Origin of the sequence: Bacillus haynesii, from assembly GCF_014042035.1 — a bacterium.
GTDB classification, from domain to species: domain Bacteria; phylum Bacillota; class Bacilli; order Bacillales; family Bacillaceae; genus Bacillus; species Bacillus haynesii.
In genome coordinates, this window is record NZ_CP059494.1 from 4,088,312 (window position 1) to 4,103,272 (window position 14,961).

At 47.5% G+C, this 14,961-nt stretch carries 13 protein-coding genes; 9 read left to right on the forward strand and 4 right to left on the reverse strand.

Annotated elements, in window-relative coordinates; genetic code table 11:
• The 3 genes from H2R00_RS20345 to H2R00_RS20355 are packed head-to-tail and all read left to right on the forward strand — an operon-like array spanning position 1 to position 4,867.
• Positions 1-1,029: a GlgC family sugar phosphate nucleotidyltransferase gene (locus H2R00_RS20345; protein ID WP_182070172.1), complete on the forward strand. Its 1,029-nt coding sequence runs from the start codon at positions 1-3 to the stop codon at positions 1,027-1,029.
• Positions 1,026-2,507: a glycogen synthase GlgA gene (glgA, locus tag H2R00_RS20350; RefSeq protein ID WP_182070173.1), complete on the forward strand. Its 1,482-nt coding sequence runs from the start codon at positions 1,026-1,028 to the stop codon at positions 2,505-2,507. The genes H2R00_RS20345 and glgA overlap by 4 nt, the downstream gene beginning before the upstream one ends.
• Positions 2,468-4,867, forward strand: coding sequence for a glycogen/starch/alpha-glucan phosphorylase (locus H2R00_RS20355; protein ID WP_182070174.1), 2,400 nt, complete (start codon positions 2,468-2,470; stop codon positions 4,865-4,867). Before glgA ends, H2R00_RS20355 begins: the two co-directional genes overlap by 40 nt.
• 33 nt (positions 4,868-4,900) lie before the next feature.
• Here the strand turns inward: H2R00_RS20355 and H2R00_RS20360 are convergent, their stop codons facing one another.
• Together H2R00_RS20360 and H2R00_RS20365 are read right to left on the reverse strand one after the other, a co-directional pair.
• Positions 4,901-5,656, reverse strand: a complete 756-nt coding sequence (locus tag H2R00_RS20360) for a TraR/DksA C4-type zinc finger protein (RefSeq protein WP_076791172.1) — start codon at positions 5,654-5,656, stop codon at positions 4,901-4,903.
• Positions 5,657-5,763: 107 nt separating this feature from the next.
• Positions 5,764-6,696 (reverse strand): 1,4-dihydroxy-2-naphthoate polyprenyltransferase, encoded by a 933-nt coding sequence (locus H2R00_RS20365; RefSeq protein ID WP_154995379.1) that lies wholly within the window; start codon positions 6,694-6,696, stop codon positions 5,764-5,766.
• Between the two features lie 268 nt (positions 6,697-6,964).
• On the opposite strand from H2R00_RS20365, the gene H2R00_RS20370 reads away from it, so the two are divergent.
• From H2R00_RS20370 to menC, 6 genes are all read left to right on the forward strand, one after another.
• Positions 6,965-8,389 (forward strand): isochorismate synthase, encoded by a 1,425-nt coding sequence (locus tag H2R00_RS20370; protein ID WP_154995381.1) that lies wholly within the window; start codon positions 6,965-6,967, stop codon positions 8,387-8,389.
• Positions 8,386-10,122: a 2-succinyl-5-enolpyruvyl-6-hydroxy-3-cyclohexene-1-carboxylic-acid synthase gene (menD, locus tag H2R00_RS20375; RefSeq protein WP_182070175.1), complete on the forward strand. Its 1,737-nt coding sequence runs from the start codon at positions 8,386-8,388 to the stop codon at positions 10,120-10,122. Before H2R00_RS20370 ends, menD begins: the two co-directional genes overlap by 4 nt.
• Positions 10,110-10,931 (forward strand): 2-succinyl-6-hydroxy-2,4-cyclohexadiene-1-carboxylate synthase, encoded by an 822-nt coding sequence (gene menH, locus H2R00_RS20380; protein ID WP_154995386.1) that lies wholly within the window; start codon positions 10,110-10,112, stop codon positions 10,929-10,931. Before menD ends, menH begins: the two co-directional genes overlap by 13 nt.
• Positions 10,932-10,945: 14 nt before the next feature.
• Positions 10,946-11,764 (forward strand): 1,4-dihydroxy-2-naphthoyl-CoA synthase, encoded by an 819-nt coding sequence (gene menB / locus H2R00_RS20385; protein WP_043925816.1) that lies wholly within the window; start codon positions 10,946-10,948, stop codon positions 11,762-11,764.
• Between the two features lie 77 nt (positions 11,765-11,841).
• Entirely contained in the window at positions 11,842-13,278 is a 1,437-nt protein-coding gene (locus H2R00_RS20390; RefSeq protein WP_182070176.1) for an o-succinylbenzoate--CoA ligase, read from the forward strand.
• Between the two features lie 12 nt (positions 13,279-13,290).
• Positions 13,291-14,400, forward strand: a complete 1,110-nt coding sequence (menC, locus tag H2R00_RS20395; protein ID WP_182070177.1) for an o-succinylbenzoate synthase — start codon at positions 13,291-13,293, stop codon at positions 14,398-14,400.
• Positions 14,401-14,561: 161 nt separating this feature from the next.
• On the opposite strand, the gene H2R00_RS20400 is transcribed toward menC, so the two are convergent.
• A complete protein-coding gene (locus tag H2R00_RS20400; protein WP_020452690.1) occupies positions 14,562-14,753 on the reverse strand; it encodes a hypothetical protein in 192 nt (63 codons plus the stop codon).
• A gap of 26 nt (positions 14,754-14,779) precedes the next feature.
• Complete coding sequence (locus tag H2R00_RS20405) at positions 14,780-14,941, reverse strand: DUF1540 domain-containing protein (protein ID WP_076791022.1); 162 nt, start codon at positions 14,939-14,941, stop codon at positions 14,780-14,782.
• Positions 14,942-14,961: the final 20 nt, after the last annotated feature.

Below are 14,961 nucleotides of genomic sequence, written 5' to 3' on the forward strand. Positions count from 1 at the left end.
ATGAATAATCAAATGTTGGGAATTATTGATGCAGCTGTAAACCAGCACTCTCTTCAGGATTTAACCGCAGGCCGTTCGATCGGAGCCGTTCCGTTTGCAGGAAGGTACCGGCTGATCGATTTTGCGTTGTCATGCATGGTTCATGCAGGCATTCGGAGTGTCGCTGTATTTTCCAAGTCCCCGTACCGTTCCTTGATGGACCATTTAGGGACGGGAAAAGAGTGGGATTTAAACAGGAAAAGGGACGGTCTTTTCTTTCTTCCATCTTCACTTCCCCATGAAGAGCACGTTGGGCTTGGATCGTTTCGGCAATTTGCCGAGCATCTCGATTATTTTCAAAGAAGCACTCAGCAATATGCTGCTGTGGCGAACAGCTATACGGTTGGTCACATTCCTTTTCAGGAAGTGCTCAAACAACACATTGAATCCGGGTGTGATCTGACTGAAATTTGTCAAGACGGAAAGCCTTTAGGCATGTATGTCACTAAGAAGAGTCTGTTGAGGGAGATGATTGAAAGGCATGGCGCCGAAGGAGCGCAAACTTTTGAAGAAGTCTGCCGGAAAGAGCGTGATTCGCTATCCGTCAACAGTTATGAGCATTCGGGGTATACCGCCGTGATCGATTCCCCCGAAAGCTATCTCTTTCATAGTTTGAACCTCATTCATCCCGTGTTTCGGGAGCAAATCTTTCATATGGGCCAGCCTGTCTACACAAAAATAAAAAACGATCCTCCTGTAAAATACGCTAAAAAGAGCAGGGTAAAGCAATCGATTATCGCTAACGGCTGCGTCATCGAAGGTGAAGTTGAGAATTCGGTCTTGTTCAGAGGAGTTCACGTAGGAAAAGGAACGATCATCAAAAACAGCGTTGTCATGCAAAAAACAAAGATCGGGGAAAACTGCCGGCTGGAGCATGTCATTTGCGACAAAGATGTTAAAATCGGCCATCATATCGAAATGTCCGGCACAATGAGTCTCCCTTTCATATTAAAAAAAGGAGCCGTACAAGGAGCGCTGATGAACTCTTGAAAGTCCTATTTGCTGTCTCTGAATGTGTGCCGTTTGTTAAATCAGGCGGGCTTGCCGATGTCGCAGGGGCGCTCCCGAAGGAGCTCGCCCTTTTAGGAATAGAAACGGCTGTCATGATGCCGAAATACAGCTTGATTGAGGAAGATTTCCGAAGAAGGATGGTTAAAAAGGCTGAATGCGAGGTTCGCGTCGGGTGGCGCAGGCAGTTTTGCGGGATTGAACACCTTGAACATGACGGAGTTTCTTATTATTTTCTTGATCATGAGTATTATTTTAATCGGGATTCCCTCTACGGCCATTATGATGATGGAGAACGGTTTGCTTTTTTCTCGCGGGCTGTTTTGGAAGCACTATACGCGCTGAATTTTGAAGCTGATCTCATCCATACCCATGATTGGCACGCAGGGATGATCAATTATTTATTAAAAGAGGAATATCGAAAAAAGCCGTTCTATCAGCGCATGAAAAGCGTATTCACCATTCATAACCTTCAATTTCAGGGGATTTTTCCGAAGGAAGCGGTCCATGACCTGCTTGGCCTTGACATTTCCCACTTCACAACGGAAAAGCTCGAGTTTTATGGACACATCAATTATATGAAAGGCGGCATTATTGCCGCTGATCAGGTGACAACGGTCAGTCCGACGTACAGCGATGAAATCTTGACTCCATACTACGGCGAGCGGCTTGAAGGGGTTCTGTCAGACAAGAAGGATGTGCTGACCGGCATTTTAAACGGGATTGACGATGTGCTATACGACCCTTTAAACGACCCTCACATCGATTATCATTACGATGCCGTCAACCGGGACGGAAAACGGAAAAATAAAGCCGTGATCCAGAAGACATTCGGTCTGCCGGTGAATGAAGACATTCCGCTCATCAGCATGGTGACAAGGCTGACGAAGCAAAAAGGCATCGATTTGATCAAGCGGGTATTGCATGAACTGTTTGAAGAAGAAGACATGCAGCTGATCGTTTTAGGAACCGGAGAAGCGGAATTTGAAAATTACTTCCGCTATATGGAGCATGCTTTTCCAGACCGATGCAAGGCTTATATCGGTTTTCATGAACCGCTCAGCCGCAAGATTTATGCCGGCAGCGATCTTTTCCTGATGCCTTCAAAATTCGAGCCGTGCGGTCTAGGACAGCTGATTGCCCTTAGGTACGGCGCGGTTCCGGTTGTCAGGGAAACAGGCGGGCTTCACGATACGGTGACCGCTTACCAGGAAACAACCGGTGAAGGCAACGGTTTTACGTTCGCCCATTTTAACGCCCATGATATGAAGCATACGATCAAAAGAGCGCTGTCTTTTTATCACCGGAAAGAAGAGTGGGGCAGCATCGTTCAAAAAGCGATGACACATGATGTCAGCTGGGCTTTGTCAGCCCGTCAGTATCAGCGGTTATACAGCCGGGAGATAAAGGGGGAAGCGCCATGTTCTCGTGTAAAGAAAGCTTTAAACAATGCTTTTTGAAGCGACTTGAACGGTTGTACGGAAAAAGCTTTCGGGACTCTTCAACCCTTGACCAGTATCAGACGCTCGGCATCATGGTCAGGGAACATATCAGCGCAAACTGGATCGGAACCAATGAAAGAAGCCGCTCCAACCAAAATAAACAGACCTATTATTTATCGATTGAATTTCTACTGGGCAGACTGCTCGGCCAAAACCTGCTCAACCTCGGCGTCCGTGAGATTGTCAAAGAAGGTCTTTCCGAGCTTGGCATTTGCCTTGAAGACATCGAAGAGGCCGAAATGGATGCAGGGCTTGGCAACGGCGGATTGGGCAGGCTCGCGGCGTGCTTTTTGGATTCACTGGCTTCGCTCGACCTTCCCGGGCATGGAATGGGGATTCGCTACAAGCATGGGTTTTTCGAACAAAAAATCGTCGACGGTCATCAAGTCGAACTGCCTGAACAATGGCTCAAACATGGTTACGTGTGGGAGATCCGCAACGCCGATCAGGCTGTTTGTGTTCGTTTCGGCGGCCGGGTCAAGATGGCGCAGGAAGGAGGGCGCCTCCGCTTTTGGCAGGAAGATGCGGAAGTGATGACAGCCGTGCCTCACGACATCCCGATCATCGGCTATGAGACCAAGACTGTCAACACCCTCCGGCTGTGGAATGCGGAGCCTTGCTCGCTCCATCATGAACCGAATATTTTGAAGTATAAGCGCGAGACAGAAGCTGTATCTGAATGCCTGTATCCGGATGACACGCATGACGAAGGCAAGATTCTCCGTTTGAAACAGCAGTATTTTTTAGTATCGGCAAGCCTGCAAAGCATTGTGAAACGCTATAAGAAAAACCACCCGTCACTCCATGATTTTCATCAAAAAGTCGCGATCCATATCAATGACACCCACCCCGCTTTGGCTGTGCCGGAATTGATGAGAATTTTGCTTGATGAAGAAAAAATGACGTGGGATGAAGCGTGGCATGTTACCGTACATACGATTTCATATACGAACCATACGACGCTTGCCGAAGCGCTGGAAAAATGGAGGATCGATTTAATTAAACCGCTTCTGCCGAGAATTTTTATGATCATTGAGGAGATCAATGAGCGGTTTTGCGGCTGGCTGTGGGAAAAATACCCGGGTGAATGGGGAAGGATCGAAAAGCTTGCCGTCATCGCCCACGGCGAAGTGAAAATGGCTCACCTGGCGATTGTCGGAAGCTACAGTGTTAACGGCGTCGCCAACATTCATTCAACCATATTAAAAGAGCGGGAAATGAACGATTTTTATTCCGTTTTCCCTTTTAAATTCAACAATAAAACGAATGGAATCTCACATAGAAGGTGGCTGTTAAAGGCAAATCCGCCGCTTGCGAACCTGATAACTGAAGCGATAGGAGACAGGTGGCTGAAAGATCCGGAAAGCCTCCTGGATCTTCGTCCGTTTGCGCGCGATACCGCGTTTCTTGAATCGTTTCAGCGCATTAAAAGGGAACGAAAGCAGCTTTTGGCAGACATGATGAAAGGCAGCATCGGCTTCGCCGTTAATCCTGACAGCATCTTCGATGTTCAAGTCAAGCGTCTCCACGCTTATAAACGCCAGCTTTTAAATGTGCTCCATATCATGTATTTGTACAACAGGCTGAAGGAAGACAAAGGATTTGCCATTTATCCGCAAACCTTTATTTTCGGAGCGAAAGCATCGCCGACTTATCATTATGCCAAAAAGGTGATCAAGCTGATCCATTCAGTCGCAGACAAAATCAATCATGATCCGGATGTCAGACAATCGATCAATGTCATCTTTCTGGAAAATTACCGGGTATCAACCGCCGAGCGTATTTTTCCGGCGTCAGATGTCAGCGAGCAAATATCTGCAGCCAGCAAAGAAGCCTCCGGAACAGGGAACATGAAGTTCATGATTAATGGGGCTTTGACGATCGGCACGCATGACGGCGCCAATATTGAAATGCTTGAGAGGGTGGGGCCTGAGTGTATCTACACGTTCGGTTTAAAGGCAGATGAAGTGCTGAACTACGCTGAAAAAGGCGGCTATCTGTCTAGGGAATACTATCAGCATGATGCAAGGATCAGACAGACGGCCGATCAGCTGATCAATGGTTTTTTCGAAGGGGAAGCCGGCGAATTTGAGCCAATTTATGACTCGCTGATCGCTTATAATGATGAATACTTCGTTTTAAAAGATTTTGCTTCGTATGTTGAAGCGCAGGAGCGGATTCAAAAAGACTACTTGAATAAGCGTCTTTGGGCAGAAAAAGCCGTCACAAACATCGCGCATTCCGGATATTTTTCAAGCGACCGCACCATCCGGGAATATGCGGAAGACATTTGGAAAATCGAGCCATACCACCTTTGAATTTAAAAACGCTAAGCCCCGCTGGTCAGGGGCTTAGTCGTCGTCTTCAGTATAAGGGTCCTTTTCATAAGCCGGGAGATCGCCGAAAGAGGTCATGATGCCTTCTTCATCAAGAAGGTCTTCATATTTTTCGTGTTCTTTCGTCGGGTAGACAGTTACTTCTTTTCCGGTAATGTCTGTTGCGGCATAGTTTTCGTAATCTTCGACATACCCGAGCGGCTCTTCATATTCCATGTACATCTGGCTGTATGACAGCGGCGGAACGGCCAGATCCTGAGGTGTTTCCGAATTGCCGTAGCGTTCGACATCCTGGTAAGCGTCTTCTGAATCGTATGCGACGTTTTCATCGTCTTCGTCTTGTTCAAAATGTCCGAACGGCGGGTTCAGCACTTCTTCCTCAATCGGACGATCTTTTGAAACGGAGACGGTTGACGAATGTTCACTGCATGTCGTTGCGGTCGGCAGTACGGACAGCCTTTCATACGGGATGTCTTTCCCGCATACTTCACAGCGGCCGTATGTTCCTTTTTCGATCTTGGCTAAAGCGTGTTCGATATCGTGTAAATGCTCTCTTTCATGTTCAAAAAGAGCAAGGTCTTTTTCGCGTTCGTACAGTTCTGTACCTTCATCTCCTGGATGATTGTCATAAGCCGAAAGATCGCCCGTCGAGTTGAACGGGTGCGTCACATCGATGCCAAAATGTCCGTTTTCTTTAAAGCGGCTGACGATTTCTTCTTTTCCGGCTTTCAGTTCATTTTCGAGTTTTGTCAACTGTTCTTTTGTTAGCACATGCATCGCCTCGTTTCTTTAAAGTGCTCGCGTTTTTAGTATGAACGAATTCAAACAGAACTTTCATTGTAAATAAAAGCAAAAAAAAGAGCCGTAAAGGCTCTTTTTTAAAAAATGTACTGAATGAGCAGGGCAATGGCGAGCAGAAGGCCGAAAAAGGTGTTCGTCTGCGCCGTTGATTTCATGGCGACCATCAGTTCCGCCGGCTTCTCTTTTGCCTTGAACTCCTGGATGGCTTTAATCGGTTTCGGCAGGCTTAAAAGAACGAGGCAGCTCCACAGAGAAACGATCTCAAAGCCGATGTAAATACCGATCAATATATAGGAAACAGCAAAAACCCAGCTCAAAATCTGTACGGCGTTTTTTCTTCCGGCCAAAATCGGAAGCGTCTTCCTTCCGTTTTCTTTATCTCCGACCAAATCGCGGATATTATTGGAAAGATTGATACCTCCGACTAAAATCGTAATCGGAAGGGAGATCAGAAAGACGTTCCAAGTCAGCCCGCCTGTCTGAATATAGTATGAAATCAGAATGATGACCATTCCCATAAAAACGCCCGACATAATTTCACCGAACGGCGTATAGGAGATCGGAAACGGCCCGCCTGTATAAAGATAGCCGACGGCCATGCATACCAATCCGATCAGTGCAAGCCACCAGCTTGAAGACGCGCAGATGTACACGCCGAGTAAAACGGCGACTCCAAACAGTCCGTATGCCAGGTATAATACCGTCTTTGGCTTCATTCCATAGCGGACGATAGCACCTCCGATGCCGACCGAGTTTTCATTATCAAGTCCTCTTACAAAATCAAAATACTCATTGAATAAGTTTGTTCCGATTTGAATTAAAATTGATGCGGCCAGCATAGCTAAAAACAGCCAGATATCAATTTTTCCCGATTCAAGGGACATTACGGTCCCGAGCGTTACAGGGACAAAGGCGGCTGTCAGTGTATGGGGTCTTGTTAACATCCACCATACGCGCCATTTTTCCGGCTTTATTTCAGAAACACTCCCTGAAAGTGATTGATGCTGCATAAAGTATGACTCCTTTAGTTTTAATACGTACACGTCCATACTAAGTTTAGAAAAAGTTAAAAAAGGTGTCAATATAATGGGTGATATTGTTAGAAAAAAAGCGGCCGTCACGCATTTCGAAAATATTAAATGACCTTGTCTTTTTCAATCGGCCGATTACGTTTATAATAGGTAAGGGCGGTTGTTAATAAAGTGTCGTTTTGTTGACACATACCGTTCACAGGTGTATGGTTATAAAAGCATTTTACGGATTTTGGAGGAATGTATCATGGTGACAACAGTGCAGCGCACTTTCCTCAGGGAAGCGCCTGAAGCATTAAACATCGTCAAAAAAGTCAACCATGCTGTTTTAATAAGTTATTCCAGAAAAATTGAGAGCATAGATGCTCTTTCCTTTTTCATAAACGGGGAAGAACAATTTGCCGGGGAACGGTTCTTCTGGTCTGATCCGGACGGCGGACTGATGCTTGTCGGACTTGGAAAGGAAATTTCGGTTTCCACAGATCTGAAGGATGCCGGACGTTATCAGGCTGTACATGAAAAATGGGAGCGCTTAAAAGAGAAAACCTATCACTTCCATGAAGGTCAAAGCAGGAGCCAGGCAGCGGTGGGGCCATTGCTGTTTGGCGGTTTTTCATTTGATCCGCTGGAAGATCGCAAGCAGCATTGGAACGGCTACCAGGAAGGCGCTTTTTTTATTCCCTCCGCTATGCTGACACAGGACGGAGAGGAAACATTCATAACGGTCAATAGATGGAAGGCTCCTGAAGAAGACGTGCGCAAAGTACTTGAAGAAATAAAGGGCGCTGCTTCACAGCTGACCAATGCGGACGCTTCCCGTTATCCCGAAAAAGGTCATACGCGTTATACCGCCAAGGAGGAGCTTGATGTTCCTGAATGGCTTGAAGCGGTCCGACGGGCCACAGACGACATTAAAAACGGGAAGTATGATAAAGTCGTGCTCGCCAGAGAGAGCCTTTTAACGTTCGATCAGCCTGTCGAACTTCACAGAGTATTATTCAATCTGATGTCTGAACAGAAAACGAGCTATATATTCGCCATTGAAGAAAACGGCAAAAGTTTTGTGGGTGCGTCTCCTGAACGTCTGGTCAAAAAAGACGGAGAGAACGTTCTGTCGACCTGCCTTGCCGGTTCAATCAAGAGAGGCGAAAATGAGCAGGAGGACCGGATGCTCGGTCTTGAGCTGTTAAACGATGAAAAAAATCTAATCGAACACGACATTGTCGTCAATATGATTCATCAGGCGCTTTTGTCAAATTGCAGCAATATCAAAAAGCCGGCCAAGCCTGGACTGTACAAAACAAAAAATGTGCAGCATTTGTATACGCCGATTGTCGGCAAAATAAATGCGGAGTCCTCGCTTTTTGATTTAATCGAGAAGCTTCATCCAACTCCTGCGCTCGGGGGAGCACCTCAGCAAAAAGCGATTGAGGTCATCAGGGAGTTAGAACCGATGTCAAGGGGCTGGTATGCGGCACCGGCGGGTTGGATCGACATGTCCGGCAATGGGGAATTCGCGGTGGCGATCAGGTCAGGACTTATCGATTCGAAAGAAGCCAGAATTTTTGCCGGCTGCGGAGTTGTGGCTGATTCCGATCCTCTTATGGAATACGAAGAAACGCAAATTAAGATGAAGCCGATGCTGTCTGCACTTGGAGGCGATATCCGTTGACTGAAAATCCGATTACAAAATATATAGGGAATTTTATTGATGAGCTTTCCCTTGCAGGCGTGACAGAAGCGGTCATCTGCCCGGGATCAAGATCGACGCCCCTTGCGATTTTGGCCGCGAGTCATCCGGACATCAATGTTCATATCCATGTGGATGAAAGATCCGCTGCGTTTTTTGCAATGGGCATGGCAAAGGCAATGCGGAAGCCTGTCGCATTGATCTGTACATCCGGAACGGCTGCGGCGAATTTTTACCCGGCTGTGATCGAAGCTCATTATTCAAGAATACCGCTTATGATCTTAACGGCTGATCGGCCGCATGAACTGAGAGAAGTAGGAGCACCTCAGGCGATTGATCAGCAATTCTTATTCGGAAACTTTGTTAAGTTTTTCACAGACTCGGCTTTGCCTGACAGTCATCCTGAAATGCTTGCGTACATCCGGTCTTTGGCAGCACGTGCAGCAGGAGAAGCCAAAAAAGCGCCGCGCGGGCCCGTGCATATCAACTTTCCGCTGAGAGAGCCGCTTATGCCGAACCTTGAGGATGAACCGTTTCAAAGGCTGAGAAACGGCAGTCATGTGACGGTTGAAAGCGGCCGTTTCCGTACTGACCGGCACGAGCTTGAAGCGCTGAGTAATCTGATCAAAGAGACCGAAAAAGGCGTGATCGTCTGCGGAGAGCTGCAAGATGATGACGCTAAAGCACATATTGTATCTCTTTCGCAGGCAGCGGGATATCCGATTTTGGCTGACCCGCTCTCAAACTTGAGAAACGGCAGCCATTCAAAAGAAACTATTATCGATGCATACGATTCATTATTGAAAGAAGAACAGCTGAAACGCGAGCTCATGCCTGAGCTTGTCATCCGCTTCGGCGCGATGCCGGTTTCAAAGCCGCTTTTTCAGCTGCTAAAGCAAAATCCGAGCATCAGGCAAATCGTCGTTGATCCAGATGGAGGGTGGCGCGATCCGACTCAGCTCAGCGCACATATGCTGCATTGCACGGAAGAGGAGTTCGCGGCTGCTGCGGCTTCCGCTGTCAAAAAAAGATCAGGCAACTGGTCGGAGAAGTGGCGATTTGCCAACAGCCGCTTCCGCGCTCTTTTAAGAAATCTTGAAGCTGAGGATCTTACCTTTGAAGGAAATATCTACCGGAATCTGCAGCATTTGATTCCGGAAAACAGCTCCCTGTTTGTCGGAAACAGCATGCCGATCCGCGATGCGGATACATTTTTTGAAAATCAGGAACGGTCTTTCCGGATTTTTGCCAATAGAGGGGCAAACGGGATTGACGGCGTTGTCTCGACTGCGCTGGGCGTATATGCCGCAACGAAAGAACCGGTAACCCTTGTGATCGGCGATCTGTCATTTTATCACGATTTAAACGGCCTCCTCGTCAGCAAAACGCTCGACATCCCGCTGACTGTCGTTCTCGTCAACAATGACGGCGGAGGCATTTTCTCATTTCTTCCCCAATCTGCTGAAGAAAGGTACTTCGAGCTCTTGTTCGGAACGCCGACGGGGCTCGAATTCGAGCATGCCGCCAAGCTGTATGGGGGACGCTATATATGCCCTGAGTCATCCGCCCATTTTGCCGATGCGTATTTGTCCTCCGTCAACCGCCGCGGCTTGGATATCATTGAGGTGAAAACGAAGCGCGATGATCGTGTGCAGCAGCATCGCCGGATGCTTGATTCCGCGATGCATGAAATAAGAAAAGAGTGGCCGTTTTGAAATTGACACTGAAAGACGGCGTTTCCTATAAAATAGAAGACAATGGCCTGTCTGCGGAAAAAACGGCGGTGTTTTTGCATGGCTTTACAGGAAGCGCGGCAACGTGGGACGGGATAGACGGCTATTTTCAGGGGATGCGTCTGATCAAGCTGAATCTGCTTGGACACGGCGGAACCGACTCGCCGGCAGACAGCCGGCGCTACACAACAGAGAAGCAGACAGCTGATCTGATCGAGATTTTTGATTGTTTAAATGTGAAACAGGCTTACCTCATCGGTTATTCAATGGGCGGCCGACTTGCGTTATCCTTGGCGATGATTCACCCGGAGCGTGTGTCCGGTCTTGTGCTGGAAAGCAGTTCCCCGGGGCTTGATTCGCCGGAAGAAAGAAAAGCCCGCAGGGAGCAGGACAGCCGGCTCAGCAGGCGGATACTGGAAGAAGGAATCGAGTCTTTCGTAGATTATTGGGAAGGCATTCCGCTGTTTGCATCCCAGCTTTCAATGGACCCTTCGAAAAGAAAAAAAGTGCGCGAAGAACGTCTGAACAACAATCCGGTCGGACTTCGAGGCAGCTTAATCGGAATGGGGACCGGCTCACAGCCGTCCTGGTGGAACAAACTGAGCGGAATCGATTATCCGGTGCTTCTCATTGCGGGAAGCCTGGATCAGAAATTTATCGAGATCAATGAAAGCATGGCACAGCGCATTCCAGCCGCCCGCCTCGAGATTGTTGAACATACCGGTCATGCGGTTCATGTGGAAGAGCCCGATTTTTTTGGTAAAATAGTAAGTGAATTTATTTTAAAGTAGGAGGGTACACATCTATGACTGTAGAATGGAAAAGCGAACGTCAATACGAAGATGTATTATATGAAACATATAACGGCATCGCCAAAATCACGATCAATCGCCCTGAGGTACATAACGCATTTCGTCCAAAAACGGTTTCGGAACTGATCGATGCGTTTGCATATGCGCGGGATGATGCCAATATCGGCGTTATTGTCCTTGCAGGTGCCGGCGATAAAGCGTTCTGTTCAGGAGGAGACCAGAAAGTAAGGGGACACGGAGGCTATGTCGGTGAGGACGAGATTCCGCGTCTGAACGTGCTTGATCTTCAGCGGCTGATCCGCGTCATTCCGAAGCCTGTAGTTGCGATGGTTTCAGGCTATGCGATCGGCGGCGGTCATGTGCTCCACATCGTATGCGATTTGACGATTGCTGCGGACAACGCGATTTTCGGACAAACAGGACCGAAAGTCGGCAGCTTCGATGCAGGCTACGGGTCAGGCTATCTGGCGCGTATCGTCGGCCATAAAAAAGCGCGCGAAATCTGGTACCTGTGCCGTCAGTACAACGCTCAGGAAGCAAAGGAAATGGGCCTTGTCAATACGGTTGTACCGCTTGAAAAGCTTGAAGAAGAAACGATTAAATGGTGTGAAGAAATGCTTGAGAAAAGCCCGACAGCACTCAGATTCCTTAAAGCGGCCTTTAATGCCGACACTGACGGGCTTGCCGGCATCCAGCAGTTTGCCGGAGATGCGACACTGCTTTATTACACAACAGATGAAGCAAAAGAAGGCCGCGATGCGTTTAAAGAAAAACGCCGTCCAGACTTCGGACAGTTCCCGCGTTTTCCTTAAAAACCGGAAGAGAGAAACAGCTTAGTGCGACTGAGCTGTTTCTTTTATCATTCAAGATACTTTTTGGAGATGATGATATGCTGATGGACCATCCGAATTGGCTTAAACAGCGAGCAGAACTGACACCTGACAGGATGGCTGTGATTCAGGGAGATCACAAGCTGACTTTTATTCAATTATTTCACGAAGCCAAAAAAACAGCCGGACAGTTGAAGAGCTTTGGTCTGAGAAAAGGGGATACAGCAGCTGTACTCCTCACAAACCGGATGGAGATGGTCATCGCCGTCCATGCCTGCTTTCTTCTCGGCGTTCGCATCGTTTTGCTGAATACAAAGCTGTCAATGGCCGAACGAACATATCAAATTGAACACTCGGAAGCAAAGTTATTACTTACAGAGCAGCTTTTCATAGAAGAGCATAGAGGGGGACAGCTGGCTCGCGCTGTTGATATTGAAGACGTTCAAAACGCCGCTTGCCCTCCGGTTACGGAAATCGAGAGCATTCATTTGGACGATGCGGCCACAATCATGTATACCTCTGGAACGACCGGACGGCCAAAAGGGGTTATGCAGACATTTGCCAACCATTATTTCAGCGCGGTTTCATCGGCCTTGAATTTAGGGCTCCAAGAACACGACCGCTGGCTGATCGCCTTGCCGCTTTTCCACATCAGCGGTTTATCGGCTCTTTTTAAATCGGTCATTTACGGAATGACTGTCGTTTTGCATCAAAGGTTTGACGCCGAAGAGGTTCTCGGTTCGATCAAAGACAATCAAGTAACGATTGTCTCGGTCGTTCAGACGATGCTGTCGAGGCTTGCGGCACAAGTCGACAGCTGCCCCAAATCATTAAGGTGCCTGTTACTGGGCGGAGGACCAGCTCCGCTTTCTCTCCTTGAGGAATGCAAAAGAAAGAGGCTGCCGGTCGTACAGTCATACGGGATGACTGAAACGTGCTCACAGATTGCAACGCTTGCCCCAGAATACTCGATTGAAAAGCTCGGTTCAGCCGGCAAACCGCTGTTTGCATCAAGCATCAAAATCGAAAAGAACGGAACGGAATGCCAACCCGGAGAACATGGCGAAATAACCGTAAAAGGGCCGACCGTTATGAAGGGCTACTTGAAAAATGAGGCGGCAAATAAAGCCTCATTCAATGACGGCTGGTTTAAAACCGGTGATATCGGGTATCTTGACGATGACGGATTTTTATATGTGCTGGACAGGCGTTCAGACTTAATCATATCAGGAGGAGAAAACATCTATCCGGCTGAAGTCGAGGCCGTTCTTCTGTCACACCCCAATGTCGCGGAAGCAGGGGTGAAAGGGGTCGATGACAAAACTTGGGGAAAGGTTCCTCACGCCTATCTCGTCGCCGACAGCCCCGTTGATGAAGAGGAGCTGAGCGAATTTTGCAAAGAACGGCTTGCTTCATATAAAGTGCCTAAAGCCTTTCATTTTGTCGGCAAGCTGCCGAGAAACGCTTCAAATAAACTGATGAGACATCAATTGTAGAAGGAGAGCGCCATGATTCAAATCAAACAGCTGACATTGTACCATCTCAGCATGCGGCTGAAAAAGCCTTTTAAATCAAGCTTGGAAACCTTTCAGGATCGCAAGTTTATCATCATTGAAGCTGCTGACCAAGAAGGTGTGACAGGCTGGGGGGAAGTATCCGCTTTTTCATCTCCGTGGTACACCGAAGAAACAACGGAGACATGCTACCACATGCTAAAAGATTTTTTGATTCCGGCTGTGCTGCGCGAATCATTCACACACCCTTCAGAAGTGCCCGAGACGCTTCGCGGATTCAAAGGCAACAGAATGGCAAAGGCCGGCCTTGAAGCCGCCTTTTGGGACATTTACGCTAGGAAAAAAGGGATCTCTTTAAGAGAGGCGCTGGGCGGAGTAAAAACAGAAGTTCCTGCCGGGGTCGTCGTCGGTCTTGCCCCATTGGATGATATGCTTCAGGAAATTGAGCAATATGTAAAAGAAGGATATCAAAGAATAAAAATCAAAATTCAGCCGGGGCAGGATATAGAGCTTTTAAAAGAAATACGCGGGCATTTTCCGAAGGTGCCGCTGATGGCAGATGCCAACTCTTCTTACGAATTAAAAGACATCGGCCGGATTAAAGAGCTTGACGCATTTAAATTAATGATGATCGAACAGCCGCTGGCGGATGATGATATCGTTGACCACCGCCATCTGCAAAAACATATTAAAACATCAATTTGCCTTGATGAAAGCATTCGTTCGGCTGATGATGCGCGAAAGGCAATCGAGCTCGGCAGCTGCAAAATTATCAATATTAAGCCGTCCCGAGTCGGCGGTTTGACAGAAGCTCTGAAAATCCACGACATCTGCAAAGAACACCAAATGCCTGTATGGTGCGGCGGCATGTTTGAAACCGGCATTTCAAGAGCCCACAATCTTGCGTTGAGTTCTCTTCCGCAGTTTTTGATTCCTGGGGATCTTTCTTCATCCTCAAGGTATTGGGAAGAGGATATTGTAAAACCGGAAATCCGCATTGAAGGCGGCTATATTCAGGTTCCAAGCCGGCCGGGAATGGGATTTGAAGTCGATACTCATATTTTAAGAAAGAATTCATCGAAAATAGACGTTTTCAAACAGTAAAGGCTGTTTTAAACGCTGATTTCCAGATTTTCAAGCTTTGTTAAATGGGCAGTCTCTCATGTATATTAAAGCTGTACATTATTCCCTTCTCGTTTGGACCGGCTTTCAAGCCGGTTTTTTTAAAAATATGAAAAGAGCTGCCTTGATGACAGCCCTTTCCTTTAATCGCCCAAAAGCAAATCTTCGTGTACGATCTGTCCGATCAGCCGGTCCGCTTGATCCGGCAGCCCGTCAAGACAGCCGTATTCATAATCCCATAAGTTCATGAAGGAGCAGGCGGCTTTTTGAAATGCGGTTTCGTCCGCCCCGTGGATTTCCTGATAAAAAGCCTGTAACAGCGACTCTTTATTCATGACTGTCCCTCCTTCATTCATCCGCTTTAATGATGTTCGGGTTTAAATGTTTTGCAATCCGTTTCTTCACTATTAGAAGCTTTTTCACCTTCAGCATGGCTGACGACATAGATGGCGTCGGCTGTGCACTTGTTTCCCTGTTCCCAATAGGTGCAGTTGCTGACTTCACACAGTATTTTTTGCTCCATGTAATTTGGGCCCCCTTTAA